The sequence below is a fragment of the Blautia sp. AM28-27 genome, assembly GCF_003480905.1.
GTDB lineage: Bacteria > Bacillota > Clostridia > Lachnospirales > Lachnospiraceae > Fusicatenibacter > Fusicatenibacter saccharivorans.
Genome location: NZ_QUJK01000003.1, coordinates 190,150 through 210,733 on the forward strand (window position 1 = coordinate 190,150; position 20,584 = coordinate 210,733).

Below are 20,584 nucleotides of genomic sequence, written 5' to 3' on the forward strand. Positions count from 1 at the left end.
AAGGCAGACACACAAAAAAGCAGAAATCAAAAGCTTCCAAGAGAGAAAAAACAAAAGAAAACAAAAGAAAACAAAAGGAGGAATATATGATGTTTGATTGTGGTTTACAAAACATTTTCCAGCTGAAAAGCGGACAGTCCCGTTCTATTAACTGGGAAAACCGGAATGGAGAAAAAGGAAAAGGCGGCATGGCATCCAGCGATCTTGGTCCGTCCAGAAAAGGTTCCCCGTGCATCCCGAAAATAGAAGCAGGAGAGACCGTAATACTTGGTGAGATCCAGGGAGAAGGCATCATTCAGCACATCTGGATCACCGTCACAGACCGTACCAGTGAACGCAACCGCTATGTTCTGCGGGATCTTGTTCTCCGCATGTACTGGGACGATGAAGAATTCCCATCCGTGGAATGTCCGCTTGGCGATTTCTTCTGCTGCGGTTTCGGTGTTTCCTATCAGGTAAATTCCGTCCCGATTGCTGTCAATCCGACCCGTGGTTTCAACAGCTATTTCCCGATGCCGTTCCGTAAAAACGCCCGTATTACCATTGAAAATCAGTGTGATGAGCCGATTCCGGCCTTCTTTTATCAGATCGACTATTGCCTGACAACGGTTCCGGAAGATGCTGCCTATTTCCATGCCCAGTGGCGTCGTCAGCGCATCACGGAAAAGGCAAAAGACTACGTTGTCCTCGACAACATCAAAGGGAAAGGCCAGTACGTTGGAACTTATCTTGCACTGACCAGCCTCGAACGCTACTGGTACGGAGAAGGTGAGATGAAATTCTACATCGATGGAGACAAGGATTATCCAACCATCTGCGGAACCGGAACAGAAGATTACTTCGGCGGTGCCTGGAGCTTTGCAACACAGCAAAATGGCCAAACCGTTGAAAATCAGTACTGCACTCCGTATCTTGGATATCCTTACTACTCTACCCACGATACCTTCCTTCATAATGATTACCACAATGATGATCAGATGCCACAGCGTAGCTTCTACCGCTGGCATCTTCTTGATCCCATCCTTTTTGAGAAGGATCTTAAGGTAACCCTGCAGCAGATTGGTGTCAGTCACGGAGGCCTCTTTGAACGTCAGGATGATGTCGCTACCACAGCTTACTGGTACCAGACGCATCCTCATGTACCATTCGCGCCACTCATGTCCAGAAAAGAGCGCTGGCCAAGATGATTTTTGACGCTTTTCCTATTTTATATGTTTCATGACTTTGCATATCGGCTACAAGAGTCCGTTCCGAACAAATCTGCTTCCAACGAATTTGTCCGGAAACGGCTCTTTCTTTTTTTATATGGTATTCGAAAAGCGATCCGGATTACAGAGGTCCGTCTTTTCACAAAGCTTTCACATTTTCCGTCCATTCTTTAAGGTTCCTTTAAAGTTTCCTCATTATACTTAAAAATGTAAAAAACATTTCCGGAAGTAAATCAAACGAAAGGATCAATCGATTATGATGCAAAGCCAACAGATTCCCATGACCTTCCAACGGTATGAAACAAAATACATGCTTTCCCCGATCATGGCTCGCAAGCTTCGCAAGAGCCTTCCGGGTCATCTGCAGATGGATGAATACGGCCTTGATACCATCTGCAGCCTCTATTACGATACCCCGGATCACCAGCTCATCCGCCGTTCGCTGGAAAAACCCGTCTACAAAGAAAAACTGCGACTCCGCAGTTATGGTCCGGCCAAAGAGACCAGCCCCATATACGTAGAACTAAAGAAAAAATATGAAGGAATCGTCTACAAACGCCGCGAGCGCATGATATTATCAGAAGCGGTTCCCTATCTTGCGGGAAAATCAGAACCGGGCTTCGACAGCCAGATTCTCCACGAAATCACCTGGTTTCGCAACTACTACCGGGGGCTTGCTCCCGCTATGTACATCGCCTACGACCGCATCGCCTGCTTCGGCACGGAAGACAGGAACTTTCGTGTTACCTTCGACACCAATATCCGATGGCGTACCGAAAATCTGTGTCTTGACGGTCCAACGGAAGGAATCAGGCTTTTAGAACCAGGCTGGTATCTCATGGAGGTGAAAACACCAGGTGCTGTGCCCCTATGGTTCAGCAAAATTCTGGATGATCTTGCAATCTATCCGGCATCATTTTCTAAATACGGCTTTGCCTATCAGATCGAAAATCAGAAAGCATCAGAAGAAAAAGAAAAAGCTTTCATACCATTCACAGATATCCGGCAAACCGTATCAAAAACAGCATTCCGTTAGCTGAATCAGGTAAGTCCTCTGCGGCCATTGCGAAAAGCAAGAAGCAGTGGGTGGACTCACGGCTTGCGAAGAGCCTTTTTCAAACATAATCTGCTTCACAAAAAAGAAAATGTAACTATTCAGAGCCATGCAAAATAGAAGAAAAATCGCGAATCATGTTTGCATGAATGAGCGGTTTTTCTGGAATTTCATATGGCGAGAAGCAACATCGCAATGTAGCGTAAGCGGAATCGAGATGGGGCTCTGAATAGACAAGAAAATAAAAAAATTCTGGGAGGAATTTGCTATGCTTAACACAATATTCAGTTCCGTTTTTACAGAAACAACCGCCGCCTTCACCTTTGGTCAGTTCCTTGCCTGCACAGCAGTGTCTCTGATTCTGGGACTGTTGATCGCTGCTGTTTACAGGTACAAAAGTGAATGCACCAAAAGCTTTGCTGTCACGCTTGTTCTGATGCCTGTGATCATACAGATGGTGATCATGCTCGTCAATGGAAATCTTGGAACCGGAGTCCCTTGATTATACCAGTGTTTTTGACGATATCTTTACCAGGTATCTGACCCGTTGCGAGCTTGTACAGGTAAAAACCACGAATATGGGAAGTCTTTTCAAGCTGGAGTATCGCATCGTATTCCGCGAGGAAGGCGAAGAGAAAAACATGATTGACCAGCTCCGCTGCAGAAACGGAAACCTTGAAATCCTGTGCAGTCGTGCGCAGACCGGAAGGGAGGAATTATAATGAATCGAAACAGAAAGAAAAAAAACAGAAAAAAAGAGACCGGCGCAGTCGTCAGCCTGCTTCTTGCATCATCGCTGGCCTTCGGCGGATGCGGCACAGCAGTGACATCTTCCAGCTCTGTGAATGCCGAATCTGCCCGTACAGAGTCAACCGGCGAAACATCTGCCGACAACGCGGATACCACATCAGAGAGCACAGATTCGGAAAATGCAATGGAAAGTGCCTCCGACATTGATTTCGATCTGGAACTGACCGAATCCACTATCGACACCGAATTCACAGACCGTGAGAAGAGCGGAAGCTACAAAGCGTCGGAAGCCGTAAAAATTACACTTAATAAGACGACAGCTACCGTCTCCGGCAGCGGAGTCAAAGCAGATGGCAGCACAATTACCATCACGGAAGAAGGCGTTTACATCGTAAGCGGAACACTTGAGGATGGCCAGATTATCGTAGACGCATCCGATTCCGACAAGGTTCAGATCGTACTCGATGGAGTCCATATCAACTGTAAGACGAATGCTGCCATCTACGTTCGCGAAGCGGACAAAGTTTTCATCACGCTTGCTGAAAACAGCAGCAACACGCTTGGCGGTGGAAACGAGTACACTCAGATTGACGACAACACGGTAGACGGCGTTATCTTCTCCAAATCAAATCTTGTCTGCAACGGGACAGGAAGTCTGACCATCGAGGCAGACTACAAGCACGGGATTGTATCCAAAGATGACCTTGTGATTACCGGCGGAACCTACAAAATCGCCGCTGCGGACAACGGGATCACAGCCAAAGATCAGATTAAAATTCTGAACGGAAGCTTTGACATTGATGCTGCAAACAGTGCGGTCAAAGCGAAGAATACGGATGACGCAGAGCTTGGAAATATCTATATTGCTGGTGGGATTTTTACGATCGAGGCGGAACAGGATGGATTCCATGCAACCGGCAGCATCGTTGTCGATGATGGAACCATCACCGTAAACTCTGGTGACGACGGTTTCCATGCGGAGCTCGACACCGTCATCCATGGCGGAACGATCCTTGTTGAAAAAAGCAACGAAGGCCTGGAAGGAAAACGCGTCGTGGTCAACGGCGGTGACATTACCATAAACGCCAGCGACGATGGCATCAATGCCGCAAATTCCGGCGACGATGGCGTCAACGCCATAAATCCTGGCGCCAATGCTGTCGGTTCCGGTGACGATGACAGCAATGCCGCAAGCTCAAACAACGATAGCAGTGCTGCCGTAAACTCCGGTGATGATGGCAGCATATCCGGCGAGGCAGACGGAAAGGAACCTCAGCAAATGCCGCCTGATACAGAAAACGGCAGCGATATGCAGCCATCGCAGGACTTCGATCCGGAGAACGCTCCGTCTGACGGAAATGCGCCGCAGAACTTCGATCCGGGGAACGCTCCGTCTGACGGCGATGCTCCACAGAAGATGCAGGGAGGCCCCGGCGGTGGAGGCAACTCTGAGCTTTACATTAAAATTACCGGCGGAACCCTGACCGTATCCGCCGATGGTGATGGTCTTGATTCCAACGGCGGTCTTCTCGTGACCGGCGGAACTACGATCGTGTACGGGCCGACCAGCGATGGTGACAGTGCCCTCGATTATGACGGAAGTGCAATTGCAACCGGCGGAACCTTGGCTGCCATCGGCAGTGCCGGCATGACAGAAAGCTTCAGCGAAGATTCTACCCAGCCCGTCATCACCTACTACTGTACGGAAACCCAGTCCGCTGCCACTACCATCACACTGACAGACAGCGATGGAAGTGCCCTTTTCACGATTGCACCCGAAAAAGCCTACGCCAGCATTGTTTTCACCTGTTCCGAAATGAAACTGGACGCAACGTATACTCTGACTGCCGGTACCGACAACGAAGAGATCACCCTCACGGACATCATCACCACCGCCGGAACCCGGTCTGTTAAAACGATGAGCGATCCCAAAGGTGGAAAAATGTCAAATAACAGCGACAACAAAGGAACTCCGCCTTCAAAACCAAGCGACACGGCTGAGTGAACCGTTATAGTTCATTCAGCACCGGAACATTTGCTGTTCCGGTGCGTAAGAAAGTGATTCTACCGTGGCTGTCTTCCTACTTCCAATTTACCGTATTCTGTGCTAAAATAACCTCACAAGAAAAGAGGTAGAAAAATCATGTATGATAAACTGACCGAAAACGATATTAAAAAAATGCAGGAAGAAATCGACTACCGCAAACTGGTTGTCCGTCCAAAAGAACTCGAGGCTGTAAAAGAAGCCCGTGCCCAGGGCGATCTCAGCGAAAACTTTGAATACAAAGCTGCCAAACAGGACAAAAACCGCAACGAAAGCCGCATCCGCTATCTGGAAAAAATGATCAAAACCGCTCACGTTATTTCAGATACCTCAAAGGACGACGAAGTCGGCATCAACAATACCGTCCAGGTTTACATTGAAGAAGATGATGAGACAGAAACCTACAAACTTGTCACCACCGTTCGTGGTAATTCTCTCAAAGGATACGTCAGTATCGACTCGCCATTAGGAAAAGCCATTCTGGGTCATAAAGTCGGCGACCGCGTCACTGTAAAAGTAAGCGATGCCTATAGTTATGATCTCATCATCAAATCCATCGAAAACACTGCGGATACCGATGATGAACTCCGCAGCTATTAAAGGACAGAAAGAAAGGAAAATACCAGTCATGGAAAAAATTGCAAGCTTTACGATCGACCATATCAAACTTAAACCAGGCATTTACGTTTCAAGAAAAGATCACGTAGGTGACAGTGTCATCACAACCTTCGATCTGCGCATGACATCTCCAAACGATGAGCCTGTTATGAATACCGCTGAGGTCCACACCATCGAGCATCTTGGCGCAACGTTCCTGCGTAATCACGAAGAGTGGAAAGATAAAACCGTATATTTTGGTCCAATGGGCTGCCGTACAGGATTTTACCTGCTGCTGGCCGGTGATTACAGCTCGAAAGATATCGTTTCACTCGTAATAGAAATGTATGAATTTATCCGCGATTTCAAGGGCGAAGTCCCGGGTGCATCTCCGAAAGACTGCGGAAACTATCTGGATATGAATCTGTCCATGGCAAATTACCTTGGCAAAAAATACCTGGATGAGGTTTTGTACGGAATTGATGAATCCCGTCTCGTCTATCCGGAATAAATTCTAAAAATGGTAACTATTCAGCGCCATGCAATTTCGCATGGCTCTGAATAGTTACAAAAAATGAAAGAAAACAGGGGGAAACAGAGTATGAGAACCATGGAAAACGAAAAACTGCGTGTGCAGATCAGCGATCACGGTGCAGAACTTTGCAGTATCTACGATAAGGAAGCTGACCGTGAGGCAGTCTGGATCGGAGATCCGGCCTTCTGGAACCGCCACGCACCGGTTTTGTTCCCGTTTGTCGGAAAAGTAAACGGTGGATTCTATACCCACAAAGGAGTCAAATATCCGATGGGCCAGCACGGTTTCGCCCGCGACAACGAATTCGAGTGCATCGAAAACACCGAAAACAAAACAGTACACCGCCTGGTATCGACCGAAGAAACAAAAAAAGTCTACCCGTTCGATTTTGCCTTCACCGTAACCCAGGAACTCTCCGGCAGAACCCTGACCATAACCTGGAGCGTAGAAAACACCGGTGATGATGACATGTACTTCTCCGTCGGCGGACATCCTGCATTCATGATTCCGGAACAGTATGACATCGTCTTCAACAAAGGCCTGGAAAACCACACTGAGACCGAACTCGAATACGTCCTGATCGACCCGGAAACAGCAGGCGTCGATGTCGCACATCCGAGAAAACTGAAACTTCAGGACGGCAGAATCCCGTACACCAGAACTCTTTTCGAAGAGGACGCCCTGATCTTCGACAACACCCAGGTCGAGCGCGTCGGCGTAGAAGTTGATGGAAAACCGTATGTCACTCTCACCTGCAAAGGCTTCCCGAGCGTCGGCGTATGGTCCAAGCCAAAAGCAGATGCCCCGTTCGTGTGCCTCGAGCCATGGATCGGCCGCTGCGACAACGTCGGCTTTGACGGCGAATTAAAAGACAAATACGGCGAACAGCACCTGAAAGCCGGTGAAACCTTCCAGGCAGGCTACACCATCACCATCGGAGAATAAGGACCCGAAAAAAAAGAAAAACCTCCGAAGTACAGCGAAAAGAACACGATTCCTGTACTTCGGGGGTTGAAATTTTACGGTTTCTTTACTATAATTAGCATCAAACCCAAAAAACGCATGTAGTTCATCATGCACAGAAGAAAAAACAGGAGGGAACGTTCTTGAAAAGAGAAACGGTTATCGTACTTGATTTTGGCGGTCAGTACAATCAGTTAATTGCAAGACGTGTACGTGAGTGCAACGTTTACTGTGAGATTTATTCTTACAAAACAGACATCGAAAAGATCAAAGAAATTCAGCCGAAAGGTATTATCTTCACCGGCGGCCCGAACAGCGCATATCTGCCGGATTCCCCGACTTATACAAAAGAAATTTTTGAACTTGGAATCCCGATCCTCGGCATCTGCTACGGATCACAGCTGATGATGCATCTGCTCGGCGGAAAAGTAGAAGTAGCACCGGTCAGAGAATATGGAAAAATTGAGGTAACTGTAGATACCAGTTCCGCACTGTTTGAGAACGTATCCGAAAAAACCATCTGCTGGATGAGCCACAACGACTACATCTCCAAAGCAGCTCCGGGATTCGAAATCATCGCCCATACGGATGACTGTCCGGTAGCAGCCGTTGCAAACGTAGAGAAAAACCTCTATGCAACCCAGTTTCATCCAGAAGTTCTGCACACCAAAGAAGGAAAGAAAATGCTTTCCAACTTTGTATACAATGTCTGCCGCTGCGCCGGCGACTGGCACATGGACTCCTTCGTAGAAGAATCCATCAAAGCTATCCGCGAAAAAGTAGGCGACGGAAAAGTCCTCTGCGCACTGTCCGGCGGAGTCGATTCCTCCGTAGCAGCTGTTATGCTTTCCAAAGCAGTCGGAAACCAGCTGACCTGCGTATTCGTAGATCACGGCCTGTTGCGTAAAAACGAGGGCGATGAAGTAGAAGCAGTCTTCGGACCGGACGGCCCATACGACCTGAATTTCATCCGCGTCAACGCACAGGAGCGTTTCTATGCAAAATTAAAAGGCGTAGAAGAGCCGGAGAGAAAACGTAAAATCATCGGCGAAGAGTTCATCCGCGTCTTCGAAGAAGAAGCAAAGAAAATTGGTGCTGTAGACTTCCTGGTACAGGGAACCATCTACCCAGACGTTGTAGAGAGCGGCGTCGGCGGAGAATCCACCGTCATCAAATCCCATCATAACGTCGGAGGACTGCCGGACTACGTAGATTTCAAAGAAATCATCGAGCCGCTGCGCAACCTCTTCAAAGACGAAGTAAGAAAAGCCGGCCTTGAGCTCGGCATCCCGGAATACCTCGTATTCCGTCAGCCATTCCCGGGCCCGGGACTTGGCATCCGTATCATCGGCGAAGTAACCGCCGAGAAAGTCAAAATGGTACAGGACGCCGACGCGATCTGGCGCGAAGAAATCGACAAAGCCGGAATCGCCCACGAAATCGGCCAGTACTTCGCAGCCCTGACCAACATGCGCTCCGTCGGAGTCATGGGAGATGAAAGAACCTACGATTACGCCATCGCCCTCCGCGCCGTCACCACCACCGATTTCATGACCGCCGAAAGCGCCGAAATCCCGTGGGATGTCATCGGAAGAACAACCAGTCGAATCGTAAACGAAGTCAAACACATCAACCGCGTCATGTACGATTGCACCGGAAAACCACCGGCAACGATCGAGTTTGAATAAATCGAGTTGCTTAAAAAAGCCAGTGTTTATGCGGGTTTCAGCGATTTCGATTAGTCTTTTGATAACAAATTGATAACAGTCATAGCAAGTGCCATTATTCTTGTTATCCAGTGGTTTATGGGTAACGGAACAATTAACAGGTGGCTTGCAGACTAAAGTTCGGAGCTTGGCTCTGAACAAATTCCATATTATAAACTAAGCCCTTAGCTGTGGTTAATAACCATAGTTAAGGGCTTTTTTGTCGTTGCCAAAGCATCTGTAGGGAGCTGCCAGTGGCAGGTCCTGTAGGTGCTTATTTATCTTTCAAGTGGTCTTTGAATGCTTCCACGAGAGCGTCACTTAATTCCTGTGATGGAACTTTTGCCCAACGCTGTGTGGTGTCGAACTCTGGATAATGGTAACGCCAGTTATCGTATTCTTCTCTGTTGATTTCTTCGGAAGATAGCTTGTCTGCCTGTTCTTTCCAAGCATACAGCATTTTGAGGAGTTCATATGCTTCTCTGCCTTTGTCCTTGTTGACCTTTAAGCATACCTCTCCGTCTGCTTCACTGACAGTAAGACCGTAAATATCTTCAAGGGTAAACAGAGTGTGCATAAGACCGATATAGCTGTCTATGTCAGGAACATCAAGAGCCTGTGGAGAAACATCAAGCACCTGTGCCAATGCATTTGTAAGGTCTGCTTTCGGTTTGCGTGTACCAGTTTCGTACTGTGCCAAACGCACATCAGCACTCTTTTCTGGAAAACCGATTGCTGTACCGAGATACTTTTGTGTCATACCACGCATTAGTCTGAAAAAATGTATTCTTTCGCTGATAGCCATAATGATACGCTCCTTTTATATTTAGTGAAATAAGTATAGCAGAAATGTTTAGTGGAAGTCAAGAAAAACCGAAACAAAAATGTTTAATATTTTCTTTGCAACCACTTGACAATAGCAAATATGTTTAGTAAAATAAATTACGAATTAAACAAATATGCTTAATGCGACAACTGAATGACCGTCCGAAAAGCCAAACCGCCAAGACCTCGTCGGAGCAAGTTCCGTATCGTTCGCTTGTGTGCAAGCACAAAAGCTCATTCGCTGCACTGCTCCTCCTCTTCCCCAAAAGTCTCCGACTTTTCGGGAACCCCTATACGAGCGAGCGCCTGATGTACTGCGGTGCATTGGGACAGCACAGCGCCTGCCGACAAGCAGGAGTGCCTGTTGGAACTTTAACACGGAGAAAGCGGCAAGCAAAAAATTATTTTAAGAAAGGAAGAAAAAGGATATGGAAAACAGATTTATCCGAGCCGAAGATGTGGCTCAGGAACTAAACGTATCAAAACCTTATGCATATAAACTCATCAGACAATTAAATGAGGAATTGAAAGCAAAGGGCTTTATTACGATTGCAGGGCGTGTAAATCGCCAGTATTTTTACGAAAGGCTCTACGGAGCAGGAAAGGGGGAAATGTAAATGCCGGTATTTAAGAATGAAGATAACGGTACTTGGTATGTGATGGCAAGGTATGTGAACTGGAAAGGGGAACGCAAGCAGAAATGCAAGCGTGGCTTTGCTACCAAACGAGAAGCACAGGAATGGGAAAGAATGTTCAAATTGCAGACTTCTTCAGACCTTGATATGAGTTTTGAAGCCTTTACGGAGCTTTATATCAATGATGTGAAGAACCGTTTGAAGGAAAACACGTGGCTTACCAAAGAGCATATCATACGCACAAAGATACTTCCGTATTTCGGGAAACTGAAAATCAGCGAGATTTCCACAAAGGAGATTATTACTTGGCAGAATGAAATGCTTGCCTATCGTGATGAGAAGAAAAAGCCTTATTCACAGACGTATCTGAAAACGCTGCACAATCAGTTGTCCGCCATTTTCAATCACGCTGTCCGCTACTATGAACTGCGTTCCAATCCTGCGGCAAAGGTGGGAAATATGGGACGTGAGGAACACAAGGAAATGCTGTTCTGGACAAAGGAAGAATACAAGAAATTCTCTTTTGAGATGATGGACAAGCCTGTTTCCTTTTATGCGTTTGAAATGCTTTACTGGTGCGGTATCCGAGAGGGCGAGCTGTTAGCTTTGACTCCGGCAGATTTCAACTTTGATAAGGAAACAGTCACAATCAATAAATCCTATCAGCGTTTGAAAGGGCAGGATGTGATTACTTCTCCGAAAACGAAAAAGAGCAACCGCACGATTAAAATGCCGAAGTTTCTGTGTGAGGAAATGAAAGAATATCTCGGTATGCTTTACGGATTGAAGAAGAAAGACCGTATCTTTACGGTGACGAAAAGCTATCTTCATCACGAGATGGACAGAGGGGCAAAGGCGGCAGGCGTGAAGCGTATCCGCATTCACGATCTCCGTCACAGCCACATTTCACTCTTGATTGATATGGGCTTTTCTGCGGTGGCGATTGCTGACCGAGTTGGTCACGAAAGTATTGATATTACTTATCAGTACGCACACCTCTTTCCGTCAAAGCAGATTGAGATGGCAGAAAAATTAGATGATTTAGGGAAAGGAGATTTTGAAAATGTCAGCTAAGAACAGAGATAACAAAAATCGTTGGAGGAATATCACAGTAGGGTTTCGAGTATCGCCCGAAGAAAACGAACTCATTAACAGAGCTGTAGCTCTATCAGGATTGCCAAAACAGGAGTATTGTTACCGCCGTTGCTTAAATCAGGATGTGGTGGTACAGGGCAATCCGAGAGTGTATAAGGCGTTGAAAACGGAATTTGCCACAGTCCTTGCGGAACTGAAAAGGATTGAAGCAGGAAAAGGTGTGGATGATGAACTGCTGAGTGTAATAGAACTGATTTCCATTATTCTCGGCGGTTTGAAAGGAGAGGATGCGAATGGAGAATAAAAAAGAAATGACTATTCCAAATGTATCTGCGGCAACAGATGCGGAACAGTCACTTTCCAAATGTACTGACAATAGTATAGTCAATCAGGATACGGATTTCAAGGGGTACGAGCAATCTTTTGAAGAAATGCAAAGGGAAATACTCAGACAGTTAGACCCTTCCTATCTGAAAACAGTATCAATGACAACGCTGTATGATACGGTGTTTGAGGTTCAGACACCACTTATCGACGGTCTGCTCCAAAGGGGAACTTACCTTTTCGTAGGTTCCCCGAAAGTGGGAAAGAGCTTTATGATGGCACAGCTTGCCTATCATATCAGCACAGGCACACCGCTTTGGGAGTATAAGGTGCGTAAGGCAACGGTGCTTTATTTTGCCCTTGAAGATGATTACCCACGTTTGCAGAAGCGATTGTTTCAGATGTTCGGTGCAAAGGAGACAGGCAATCTGTATTTCGCAACGGAATGTAAAACGGTCAATGGCGGACTGGAAGAACAGATAAGAGGGTTTATGAGGGAACACCCAGACACAGGCTTGATTATCATAGACACCTTAAAGCGTGTGCGTGAAGCAGGCGGAGCAGATTACAGCTACGCAAGTGATTATGATGTTGTGGCAAGGCTGAAAGCGTTGGCAGACAGTTACAAGGTTTCAATGCTTATTGTTCATCATACACGCAAACAAAAATCGGAAGATATATTCGATATGATTTCAGGCACGAATGGTCTGATGGGTGCGGCAGACGGTGCATTTGTTCTCAGTAAGGACAAGCGTACTTCCAACAATGCCACACTTGATGTTGCTGGCAGAGACCAGCAGGATATGAAAATCCATCTTGTAAGGGACAGCGAGCGATTGGTGTGGAACTTTGCAAAATCGGAAACGGAGATGTGGAAAGAACCGCCCGAACCTCTGCTTGAGAAGATAGCGGATACGCTCTTTTCGGAAAGTGACAGATGGGAAGGAACTGCTTCGGAACTTTGCGAAAGGCTTGCGGTGGATATAAAGCCGAATGTACTTTCTTTAAGGCTCAGTATCAACGCAAGCAGGCTGTTTCGTGATTACGGTATCCGTTATCAGAACAGCCGCACACACGACGGAAGAAAGGTTTCACTTTGGAAAGAAACCGAGCAGACGGCGTGACAAACGGTGTCAAAGGTGTCAATGTTTTTGAGAGCAGCACGCTGTGAAAAACATTGTCACCATCGTCACACTTTGACACCGGATAAAGTTTAGGGGAGTGTGCAGAGAGTGCCTTTTCAAAGGCGGCTCTTTGGTCTCGCCTGCTGGCTCGGTCGGTTCGCAGGCGTGTGTGCCACCGGCACACGCTCACCCCTCGGAGAGCCTTCGGAGAACGCAAAACCTGTTTACAGGTCGCATTTTTGATGGGTGTACCCGTCAAAAGTGCTTTTGCGTTACTTTTGACAAAAGTAACAAAACCTGAGAATGTTGAAATTTACAGATGGGAGATGAAAAAATGCAGAGAACGATAAGTGCAATGGTCGGTAAAGGCTCGGTCAATCACAATAGCCGAAAGTTCCGAGCAGAAAATGTAGACGGAACTCGTACTCATCTCAATATCGACTACTGCAATGAAAATATAAAGACAGTTTATCACGAATTGTTTGATGAAGCATTGGAAAGATACAATGCCAAGCAGATAAGGTCAGACCGAAAGATAAAAGATTATTATGAAAAAATCCGAAGTTCCAAGCAGGAAAAACCGTTCCACGAAATCATTTTACAGGTGGGCGGTAAGGGAAATATGAACGCCGATACGGAAAACGGAGAACTGGCAAAGCAGATTTTAGATGAATACTATCAGGGTTTTCAGGAGCGAAATCCACAGCTTCGGGTGTTCTCGGCTCATCTGCATATGGATGAAGCTACACCACATCTGCACATAGATTTTGTACCTTTTACCACAGGCAGCAAGCGTGGACTTGATACAAGAGTGTCACTAAAGCAGGCTCTTGCAACGCAAGGTTTTAAGGGCGGCAGTCGTGGCGATACGGAGTGGTCGCAATGGATACAGTCCGAAAAAGAACAGCTTGCGGCGGTGATGGAACGTTATGGGATTGAGTGGGAACATTTAGGCACACACGAAAAACATCTTTCTGTTTTGGATTATAAAAAGCAGGAAAGAGAAAAAGAAGTGGCGGCATTAGGTGCGAAAATCGAGCAGAAACAGATTGAATTTGATGTGTTGTCGGAACGAGTATTGAACTATGATAAGGCAAAAGACGAGCTGTCAAATCTTGAAATAGAGCTTGATACTGCACCGAAATATCAGTTGCCAGAACCAGAGAAATTTATGACTGCAAAGGCATATAAAACCAAAATGGCAGAGCCGGTTGTAAGGAAATTGAAGCAACTTGTCAAAACGGTGCTTGCCCGCTGCTTTGAGGGGTGGGACAACTATCATAGGCTGAATACAGCGAATGCACAGTTATACCGCACCAATCAGCGTTTGGAGAAAGTCAATGAAAGATTGACCGAAGAAAACAAAATCCTAAAAGCAGAAAATAAAGATTACAGCCTGCTCCGTAAGGTTTTTGGTCGCAAACAGATAGATGATTTGTTGGAGCAGGCAAGAACAGTTAAAGGTCGCAAGCGTGATAATACACGATCACGATAGACAAAAATCACAGGAGGAAAAGGAAAATGACAAAGACAATTTTTGAAGAAATGGGCGGAACTTATAGACAGGTGGGTGATTATTTATTGCCGAACATCACAGTACCAGCCGAAGAAGAAATAGAGCCGATTGGTTTATGGGGGAAACGACATGCAAGGCATTTAAAGGAACACTATAAAGTGTTATATATGAACCTGCTGACAAGCGGAAAGCTGCATAGTTATCTTGCAGAAGTCGATAAGCAAGCAGAGGATATGTTTCTTCGACTGGTAAAGGAATATGCCGACAGACAAGATGTGACGGAACAATTAAAGAAAGATAATCCCTACGAATGGATTGGAAGAATGAATAATATTCAGGCTTGTGTGAGGGAAGTTGTAGGAACGGAGTTGATTTACACATAAGCGTTTTACGGTATGGTGCTCCTGCGTTTGCTGGAGTGCTGTGGTTGTGGTTGTAAAGAGGTTGTGAAAGATTGAATTTCGTAATGGTTGGATGTATAATTAGGAAGTGAAAATTTTAATTTGCACTTCCATAAGGTGAAATGTATTGACACAAAAAATACAGTATGATAGTATTGCCATTAGAAGAAAGAAAGGCACATTTTGTGTAAGGTGAGGAAATGATTAATAGATAATTTGATTTAAGTAAGACACATATAGTTATTGAGCCTGTAGAGAATAGGTTTGTTTTGTGTACGCTTAAGTTGGATTATCGCAAGAGGCATTTCCTTTGTTTTCCTTTTGGAAAAGAAATAAGGGGCTATTTAGCGAGTCTATTTTTGCGTATGCAAAAAAGACTCGTTTTTGTGTGTTCAAAATAATAATTGGCTCAGACTTCGAAAAGGAGAAACTTTAATGTTGCAGATAAAAAAATTAAATTTAACACATAAAAAAGACCTGAGAATAATTCTTAATGATTTCAACCTTGTGCTAAATGATGGAGATAAGGCAGTTATTATTGGAGAAGAGGGAAATGGGAAATCGACATTAATGAAGTGGATATACAATCCGTCGCTTGTAGAAAACTATATAGAAGCAGATGGGGAAAGGATAATGGGACACGAACGTCTTGGTTATCTTCCGCAGGAGATGCTCGATGAAGATAAGGAAAAAACAATATACGAATATTTTTCTGAAGAGGAAATATTCTGGGAGAAAACGCCTAAAGAATTGTCTGTTATTGCGGGAAAATTTGGAATGAAAAATGATTTTTTCTACAGTAACCAGACAATGGGTAGTCTTTCAGGAGGCGAAAAAGTCAAGACACAACTTATGAGGCTTTTCATTCGCGATGTTTCTGTGCTGTTGTTGGACGAACCTTCCAATGACATCGACATTGCGACGCTTACATTACTGGAAAAAATCATAAATGACTGGAAGCACATTGTGCTTTTTATTTCACACGATGAAACGCTGATAGAGCGTACTGCCAACATGGTGATACATATCGAGCAGATTATACGAAAAACAAAGGCGAGATATACCGTGGCAAAGCTTCCCTATAGACGCTATGTGGAAGAACGGCTTCATAAATTTGAAATCCAAAAACAGCGGGCACTGAGTGACCGTAGGGAGAAAAAGATTCGCGATGAAAAATATCAAAGAGTTATGCAGAGTGTACAAGGTGCATTAAGAAGTTGTACCAGACAAGCACCGTCTGTTGCCAAAAACTTAAAGGACAAAATGCATACGGTTAAGGCAATGGAACGAAGATTTGAAAAAGAAGATGAAAATATGACTCAGATGCCGGAACAGGAAGAAGCAATCTTTGTCAAATTAGGGGATGAAAACTCACACATTCCCGCAGGAAAAACGGTCATAGAATATGAACTTTCAAAGCTTGTGACTCCGGATGGCAAAAGAATTTTAGCAGAAGGAATTCATTTAAAAATAAAAGGTTCAGAAAAAATCTGTATGATAGGAGCCAACGGGGCAGGAAAAACGACTCTTCTAAAAAAGATAGCGGAAGAACTCCTAAATCGGAATGACATTAAAGCAGAATATATGCCTCAAACTTATGAAGACCTGCTGGATTTGGATGTTACACCGGTTGATTACCTTGATAAAACAGGAGATAAAGAAGAGCGTACAAGAATTAGAACATACCTTGGTTCACTTAAATACACACCAGATGAAATGGAGCATCCGATTCGGGAGTTATCAGGCGGACAAAAGGCGAAAGTGCTTCTCTTGAGGATGAGCTTAAGTGGTGCAAATGTTCTTATTCTGGATGAACCGACAAGAAATTTTTCACCATTGTCCGGTCCGGTAATAAGAAAAATGCTCCGAGAATTTCCGGGGGCTGTCATTAGCATTTCTCACGATAGAAAGTATATTGAAGAGGTGTGCGATAAAATATATCAGCTAAATCCTAATGGATTACAGCTAATTGGTGATTGATAACAAAAAGGATGAAAGACTGACAAATTTCAGGCTTTTAGTGAGTTGGAAAGCATACAAAGATTTGAATTTGGAGGATAGATTATGGTACGTACAGAAGATGCATGTGAAATTATAAAATATGCTTTGCAAAACGAAATTAAAGTATATTTAGATGGCGGATGGGGTGTTGATGCACTTCTTAAAAGAGAATCAAGAATACACAATGATATTGATTTGTTTGTTGAACTGAAACATTATCATGATTATATTTATGTGATTAAGCAGCATGGATTTGAGGAAGTAAATACTGATTATACAACGGATGGTCATACTGTCTGGAAAGATGATAAACAAAGAATCATTGATTTACATTGTTTTGAATTTACAGATGACGGAATTGTTTATGAGGGAGATATATTTCCATCAAAAACTTTTTCCGGTATTGGAAAAGTTGGAGATATAACTGTTTCTTGTATTGAACCATTGAGTCAGGTAATGCTTCATTTGGGATATGAACACGATAAAAATGATGTGCATGATGTGATGCTGTTGTGTGAAACATTTCAAATAGCAATACCAGATGAATATAAGGAAAAGTAAAATTTCAGTTTTGTGTTGAATCTCTAAGCAAAATAGCTTATAATTTGACATGCTACATATAGTTATTATCCACAGTTATCGAGTAGGTGTTATCAATGCCGATAACAAAATGATAACATTAGCTCGTATAGGCAGGATAATATGGATATATCAAATAATCAAAAGAACGAGAAACATTACAGAGAATAATTCCTAAACAAAAAGCGTTAGTCTTTGTAGAGTTTGAATAGTTGGAGCAGAGCTTCAAAGCCTTTATTTTCAAGGGTTTTGAGGCTCTTTCCTTTTAGAATTGCATTTTGATTGCATTTTTTTATTCAACTGCTCTGTGATAGATTGCTGTATGCTGATTGCTGGTGTAATCGGCAACACTGGTTGTTGCCGGAGTATAAGTGAGAACGCCAGTTAATTTTTTGGCAACTTCCACGTTGGTGTTGGGATATAAATGTCCATAGGTTCCTAACGTGGTCTGTATCTTTTCATGCCCCAGACGTTCTTTAATCAATAAAGGATTTTCTCCCATACTGATGAGCAGGGAAGCATGGGAATGTCTGAGTGCATGAATCTTGATACGGTGTACGCCTGCCAATCCAGCAAGTTTTTCTAAAGCCCGTGGGAGGGTGTGCTTACTGGTGGGAATCCCATTATAGCTTAGTACAAGGTCACAGTCATTTAAAACCTTTTGCTGTACTTCCTGCCATGCTTTTAATTCTTTGATGGTATCTGTGTCAATATAGATAGTGCGAATACTGGCTTGTGTCTTTGGTTCCACAAATTTGTATTCGTCCATTGTTTTATAGTACAGCGTTTTCGTTATACTTAAAAGTCCGGTTTCAAAGTTGATGTCCGACCATTGCAGGGCTGCGGCTTCTCCGATTCTCATTCCAGTCATAAACAGGAGCCAGTATGAAATGAAAAGGTAATGTTCGTAATAATCGCCCTTGTAGAGCAGGGAAATTACCTTTTGAAATTCATCCAGTGTCCAGAAATCCACTTTTGTTTTCTTGCTCTTGATGTTTCCTATCATTCGTGACGGATTTTTCTTTGCAAGACCGAGAACAACTGCTCTGTCAAAGGCAATAGAGAGCATACCTTGTACAATACGGATATAGTTTGGACTAAATTCTTTTGCGAGTTCAAGCTGCCAGTTCTGGACGTTAATGGGTTCTATCTCATCCACCGTCATTTTGTAAAAGTATGAAAAATGCTTCTGAATGGTAGAACGGCGGTTCAGATAGGTACTTTCCTTTACCTGTGTTTTATACCAAGGCAGGTAAGTTTCTTCAATGAACTGTTGAAAGGATAGCTGCTGTTTCTTTTCCGTTAATTCCTCTGTGGATGTCAGCATAAGCTTTGAATATGCTTCTCTAGCTTCCTTTTTTGTCTTGAATCCGCTTTTGTATTTCTGAATCTGTTTTCCGGTAATCGGATGAAAACCTAAGTTTGCTCTAAAATAATAAGTTCCGTTTTCTGCTTTCTTAATAGGGTCTTTTGCCATGATTTCACTCCTTACATAAATGTGCAAGAAGTACAATCAGTTTGATTTATCAGTAAAAGTAATCCCTAGCAATTCTTCCACAGCTTCTCTGGGAACCCTGTCCAGTTTGCGTGACTGATAGTAGGTATGCCCTTTTGAAATCATAAGTTTTTTTGCTTCTCTTATGATGTCTGCTGCGAATGAAGTCCCATAACCCAGTTCTATTAAGTCTTTTTTTGTTACTGTAATCATGTTCCTCCTTTCCATAGACCAGATATGGAACCCTCAATATCTGTCTATATTATATCAGATTTTATGGCAAAAGTAATATTAAGATTGTATTTCCTGCAAATAGTTATTTGATTTTGAATGAAAAATTATAATTCAAAATAGTATATAAGCAAGCCGAACAGCTTTCGCTAAAGCTCATGGGAATCTCACCCCTGCATGGTTCTCATCCAGCCGTACCCTTTGTCAGCGGTGCTACATCATCACACAGACTAAGGCTGTACGGAAGTATCATTATCACGATAGAAAGGTCATGGCGGCAGCTTTTGCGGTAAGCTGCTTATGGAACGCTGGCAGGAATCGCTATCCGGTTTCATCCCTCCTTTGGTGGGTCACGGCGTGCCAGCCCAACGGCTCTCTTTCTATCGAAACGTATTCGGCTGCTTTATGCTGCGTTGATTAGACGCTTTCTTTTTCAAGGAACAATCCGGCTTTGTCAGCCTGTTAAAGTGCACTGGTGATAATGCACTTTAATAGACTGGCAAGCTCTGTCTGGGAAGCATGAGCTTGTCCATGCTTCCACAGGAGAGCGTTATTTCTAGTTGGGTTCCCTGATTTCAAAAGATAAAATCTTTGCAATCAGACGTGTTTCCATCCGGCGGCGTAGGGTTTCATCTACAACCATGTGGGTATTCCCGTATTCGTCTTTCATGGGACGCATGGAACGGCTGGCAATAAAACCGCTGTAATGGCGTACAATCTGGTTGACTGCTTCAATGTCACCATCCGCAGCCCTTACAATCACAGGAAACGGAATCATAGGGTGCTTTGCTGTCATGCTTCTTCCTCCATAAATTTTTTGATAAATTCCAGTCCGGCGTGTCTTCTTCTCTGTATGGTAGAACGGTTGACTTCCAGAATTTTTGAAATCTCCGTATCGTCAAATCCAAGAAAATAATATCTCAGGATAACGTCACGTTTCTTTCCATCCAGATTTTCTAATGCTTCTGCTAACAGGTTGTTTTCAATGCGGACAGTAAATCCATCCATTTCAAAAGTATGGAAGTGGGATGGATAGGTGTCTTCGGAAGAAAACAGATTGACGGTGTAATCGTCCATATCACAGAACAGGGTTTCCCGTTTACACTGTCTGGACAACGCTTTGAGATAGTCTTTGTGTTCATCCTCCATAGCGACTTTACAAATGTAATCAAACTGGTTCTCTATGGTTGTCTGAAATTCAGATGGCTTCATCATTGCTCACCCCCTTTCCAGCCTTGAAAGGGAGCGAGTTGATAGGAATCTCTGCTTCTTTCCCCCTTTTCGCTCTTAGTCCCGACAGGACAGGGGGTGCAGTTGCGTTTTGAGAAGAAAAATTTAAAAACTTTTTCTTCCAACTAAAAAAGCACGCAAACAGACGATATTTCTGCTTGTGTGCTTCGATAGTTCTTTCTATGTATTCTGAAAAACCACATTGAGGGTCAGACTTTTCTAGTGTAGGCGGATGGCTTTTTTTAACGGCTTACCGAATGTAGATATATTT

Annotated in this window: 22 protein-coding genes; 17 read left to right on the plus strand and 5 right to left on the minus strand. The window is 44.1% G+C overall.

Annotation, left to right across the window (positions count from 1 at the left end):
* The first annotated feature begins 89 nt into the window (after nt 1-89).
* From DW743_RS07215 to guaA, 9 genes are all read left to right on the plus strand, one after another.
* Nucleotides 90-1,187 carry a glycoside hydrolase family 172 protein gene (locus DW743_RS07215; RefSeq protein WP_117761118.1) on the plus strand — a complete coding sequence of 366 codons (1,098 nt, stop codon included), beginning with the start codon at nt 90-92 and terminating at the stop codon, nt 1,185-1,187.
* 277 nt (nt 1,188-1,464) lie between these two features.
* Nucleotides 1,465-2,244 (plus strand): polyphosphate polymerase domain-containing protein, encoded by a 780-nt coding sequence (locus DW743_RS07220; protein ID WP_117761120.1) that lies wholly within the window; start codon nt 1,465-1,467, stop codon nt 2,242-2,244.
* 286 nt (nt 2,245-2,530) lie between these two features.
* A complete protein-coding gene (locus DW743_RS18775) occupies nt 2,531-2,764 on the plus strand; it encodes a hypothetical protein (protein WP_330418082.1) in 234 nt (77 codons plus the stop codon).
* Entirely contained in the window at nt 2,736-2,984 is a 249-nt protein-coding gene (locus DW743_RS18780) for a hypothetical protein (protein WP_055227235.1), read from the plus strand. The genes DW743_RS18775 and DW743_RS18780 overlap by 29 nt, the downstream gene beginning before the upstream one ends.
* On the plus strand, nt 2,984-5,017 hold the full coding sequence (locus tag DW743_RS07230) for a carbohydrate-binding domain-containing protein (RefSeq protein WP_117761122.1): 2,034 nt from the start codon (nt 2,984-2,986) through the stop codon (nt 5,015-5,017). Before DW743_RS18780 ends, DW743_RS07230 begins: the two co-directional genes overlap by 1 nt.
* Nucleotides 5,018-5,155: 138 nt before the next feature.
* Nucleotides 5,156-5,656: a GreA/GreB family elongation factor gene (locus DW743_RS07235; protein WP_022462124.1), complete on the plus strand. Its 501-nt coding sequence runs from the start codon at nt 5,156-5,158 to the stop codon at nt 5,654-5,656.
* Nucleotides 5,657-5,684: 28 nt separating this feature from the next.
* Nucleotides 5,685-6,164 (plus strand): S-ribosylhomocysteine lyase, encoded by a 480-nt coding sequence (locus tag DW743_RS07240; protein WP_022462125.1) that lies wholly within the window; start codon nt 5,685-5,687, stop codon nt 6,162-6,164.
* A 90-nt stretch (nt 6,165-6,254) separates the two neighbouring features.
* Complete coding sequence (locus tag DW743_RS07245) at nt 6,255-7,133, plus strand: aldose 1-epimerase family protein (RefSeq protein WP_117761124.1); 879 nt, start codon at nt 6,255-6,257, stop codon at nt 7,131-7,133.
* A gap of 161 nt (nt 7,134-7,294) precedes the next feature.
* A complete protein-coding gene (gene guaA, locus DW743_RS07250; RefSeq protein WP_055218727.1) occupies nt 7,295-8,839 on the plus strand; it encodes a glutamine-hydrolyzing GMP synthase in 1,545 nt (514 codons plus the stop codon).
* A 292-nt stretch (nt 8,840-9,131) separates the two neighbouring features.
* Here the strand turns inward: guaA and DW743_RS07255 are convergent, their stop codons facing one another.
* A complete protein-coding gene (locus DW743_RS07255; RefSeq protein WP_009247529.1) occupies nt 9,132-9,662 on the minus strand; it encodes a helix-turn-helix domain-containing protein in 531 nt (176 codons plus the stop codon).
* Nucleotides 9,663-10,110: 448 nt separating this feature from the next.
* Between DW743_RS07255 and DW743_RS07260 the strand changes: the two genes are divergently transcribed.
* The 8 genes from DW743_RS07260 (at nt 10,111) to DW743_RS07295 (ending at nt 17,339) form a co-directional block, all read left to right on the plus strand.
* Complete coding sequence (locus DW743_RS07260) at nt 10,111-10,299, plus strand: transcriptional regulator (protein WP_009247528.1); 189 nt, start codon at nt 10,111-10,113, stop codon at nt 10,297-10,299.
* A complete protein-coding gene (locus tag DW743_RS07265) occupies nt 10,300-11,391 on the plus strand; it encodes a site-specific integrase (RefSeq protein WP_009247527.1) in 1,092 nt (363 codons plus the stop codon).
* Nucleotides 11,381-11,716: a plasmid mobilization protein gene (locus tag DW743_RS07270; protein ID WP_009247526.1), complete on the plus strand. Its 336-nt coding sequence runs from the start codon at nt 11,381-11,383 to the stop codon at nt 11,714-11,716. The genes DW743_RS07265 and DW743_RS07270 overlap by 11 nt, the downstream gene beginning before the upstream one ends.
* Nucleotides 11,706-12,860, plus strand: coding sequence for an AAA family ATPase (locus DW743_RS07275; protein ID WP_009247525.1), 1,155 nt, complete (start codon nt 11,706-11,708; stop codon nt 12,858-12,860). The genes DW743_RS07270 and DW743_RS07275 overlap by 11 nt, the downstream gene beginning before the upstream one ends.
* A 355-nt stretch (nt 12,861-13,215) precedes the next feature.
* The gene (locus DW743_RS07280) at nt 13,216-14,355 is read left to right on the plus strand and encodes a plasmid recombination protein (protein WP_019190307.1); all 1,140 of its coding nucleotides are present in this window, start codon (nt 13,216-13,218) and stop codon (nt 14,353-14,355) included.
* 26 nt (nt 14,356-14,381) lie between these two features.
* Entirely contained in the window at nt 14,382-14,759 is a 378-nt protein-coding gene (locus tag DW743_RS07285; protein ID WP_009247523.1) for a TnpV protein, read from the plus strand.
* Between the two features lie 453 nt (nt 14,760-15,212).
* Nucleotides 15,213-16,757, plus strand: a complete 1,545-nt coding sequence (locus DW743_RS07290; protein ID WP_009247522.1) for an ATP-binding cassette domain-containing protein — start codon at nt 15,213-15,215, stop codon at nt 16,755-16,757.
* A gap of 84 nt (nt 16,758-16,841) precedes the next feature.
* Entirely contained in the window at nt 16,842-17,339 is a 498-nt protein-coding gene (locus DW743_RS07295; RefSeq protein WP_009247521.1) for a nucleotidyltransferase domain-containing protein, read from the plus strand.
* Nucleotides 17,340-17,649: 310 nt separating this feature from the next.
* Here the strand turns inward: DW743_RS07295 and DW743_RS07300 are convergent, their stop codons facing one another.
* From DW743_RS07300 to DW743_RS07320, 4 genes are all read right to left on the minus strand, one after another.
* Nucleotides 17,650-18,834, minus strand: a complete 1,185-nt coding sequence (locus DW743_RS07300; RefSeq protein WP_117761126.1) for a site-specific integrase — start codon at nt 18,832-18,834, stop codon at nt 17,650-17,652.
* Between the two features lie 36 nt (nt 18,835-18,870).
* Nucleotides 18,871-19,065, minus strand: coding sequence for a DUF3173 domain-containing protein (locus tag DW743_RS07305; protein WP_011861908.1), 195 nt, complete (start codon nt 19,063-19,065; stop codon nt 18,871-18,873).
* Nucleotides 19,066-19,639: 574 nt separating this feature from the next.
* The gene (locus tag DW743_RS07315; RefSeq protein ID WP_117761128.1) at nt 19,640-19,879 is read right to left on the minus strand and encodes a helix-turn-helix domain-containing protein; all 240 of its coding nucleotides are present in this window, start codon (nt 19,877-19,879) and stop codon (nt 19,640-19,642) included.
* On the minus strand, nt 19,876-20,298 hold the full coding sequence (locus tag DW743_RS07320) for an RNA polymerase sigma factor (protein ID WP_117761130.1): 423 nt from the start codon (nt 20,296-20,298) through the stop codon (nt 19,876-19,878). Before DW743_RS07320 ends, DW743_RS07315 begins: the two co-directional genes overlap by 4 nt.
* Nucleotides 20,299-20,584: the final 286 nt, after the last annotated feature.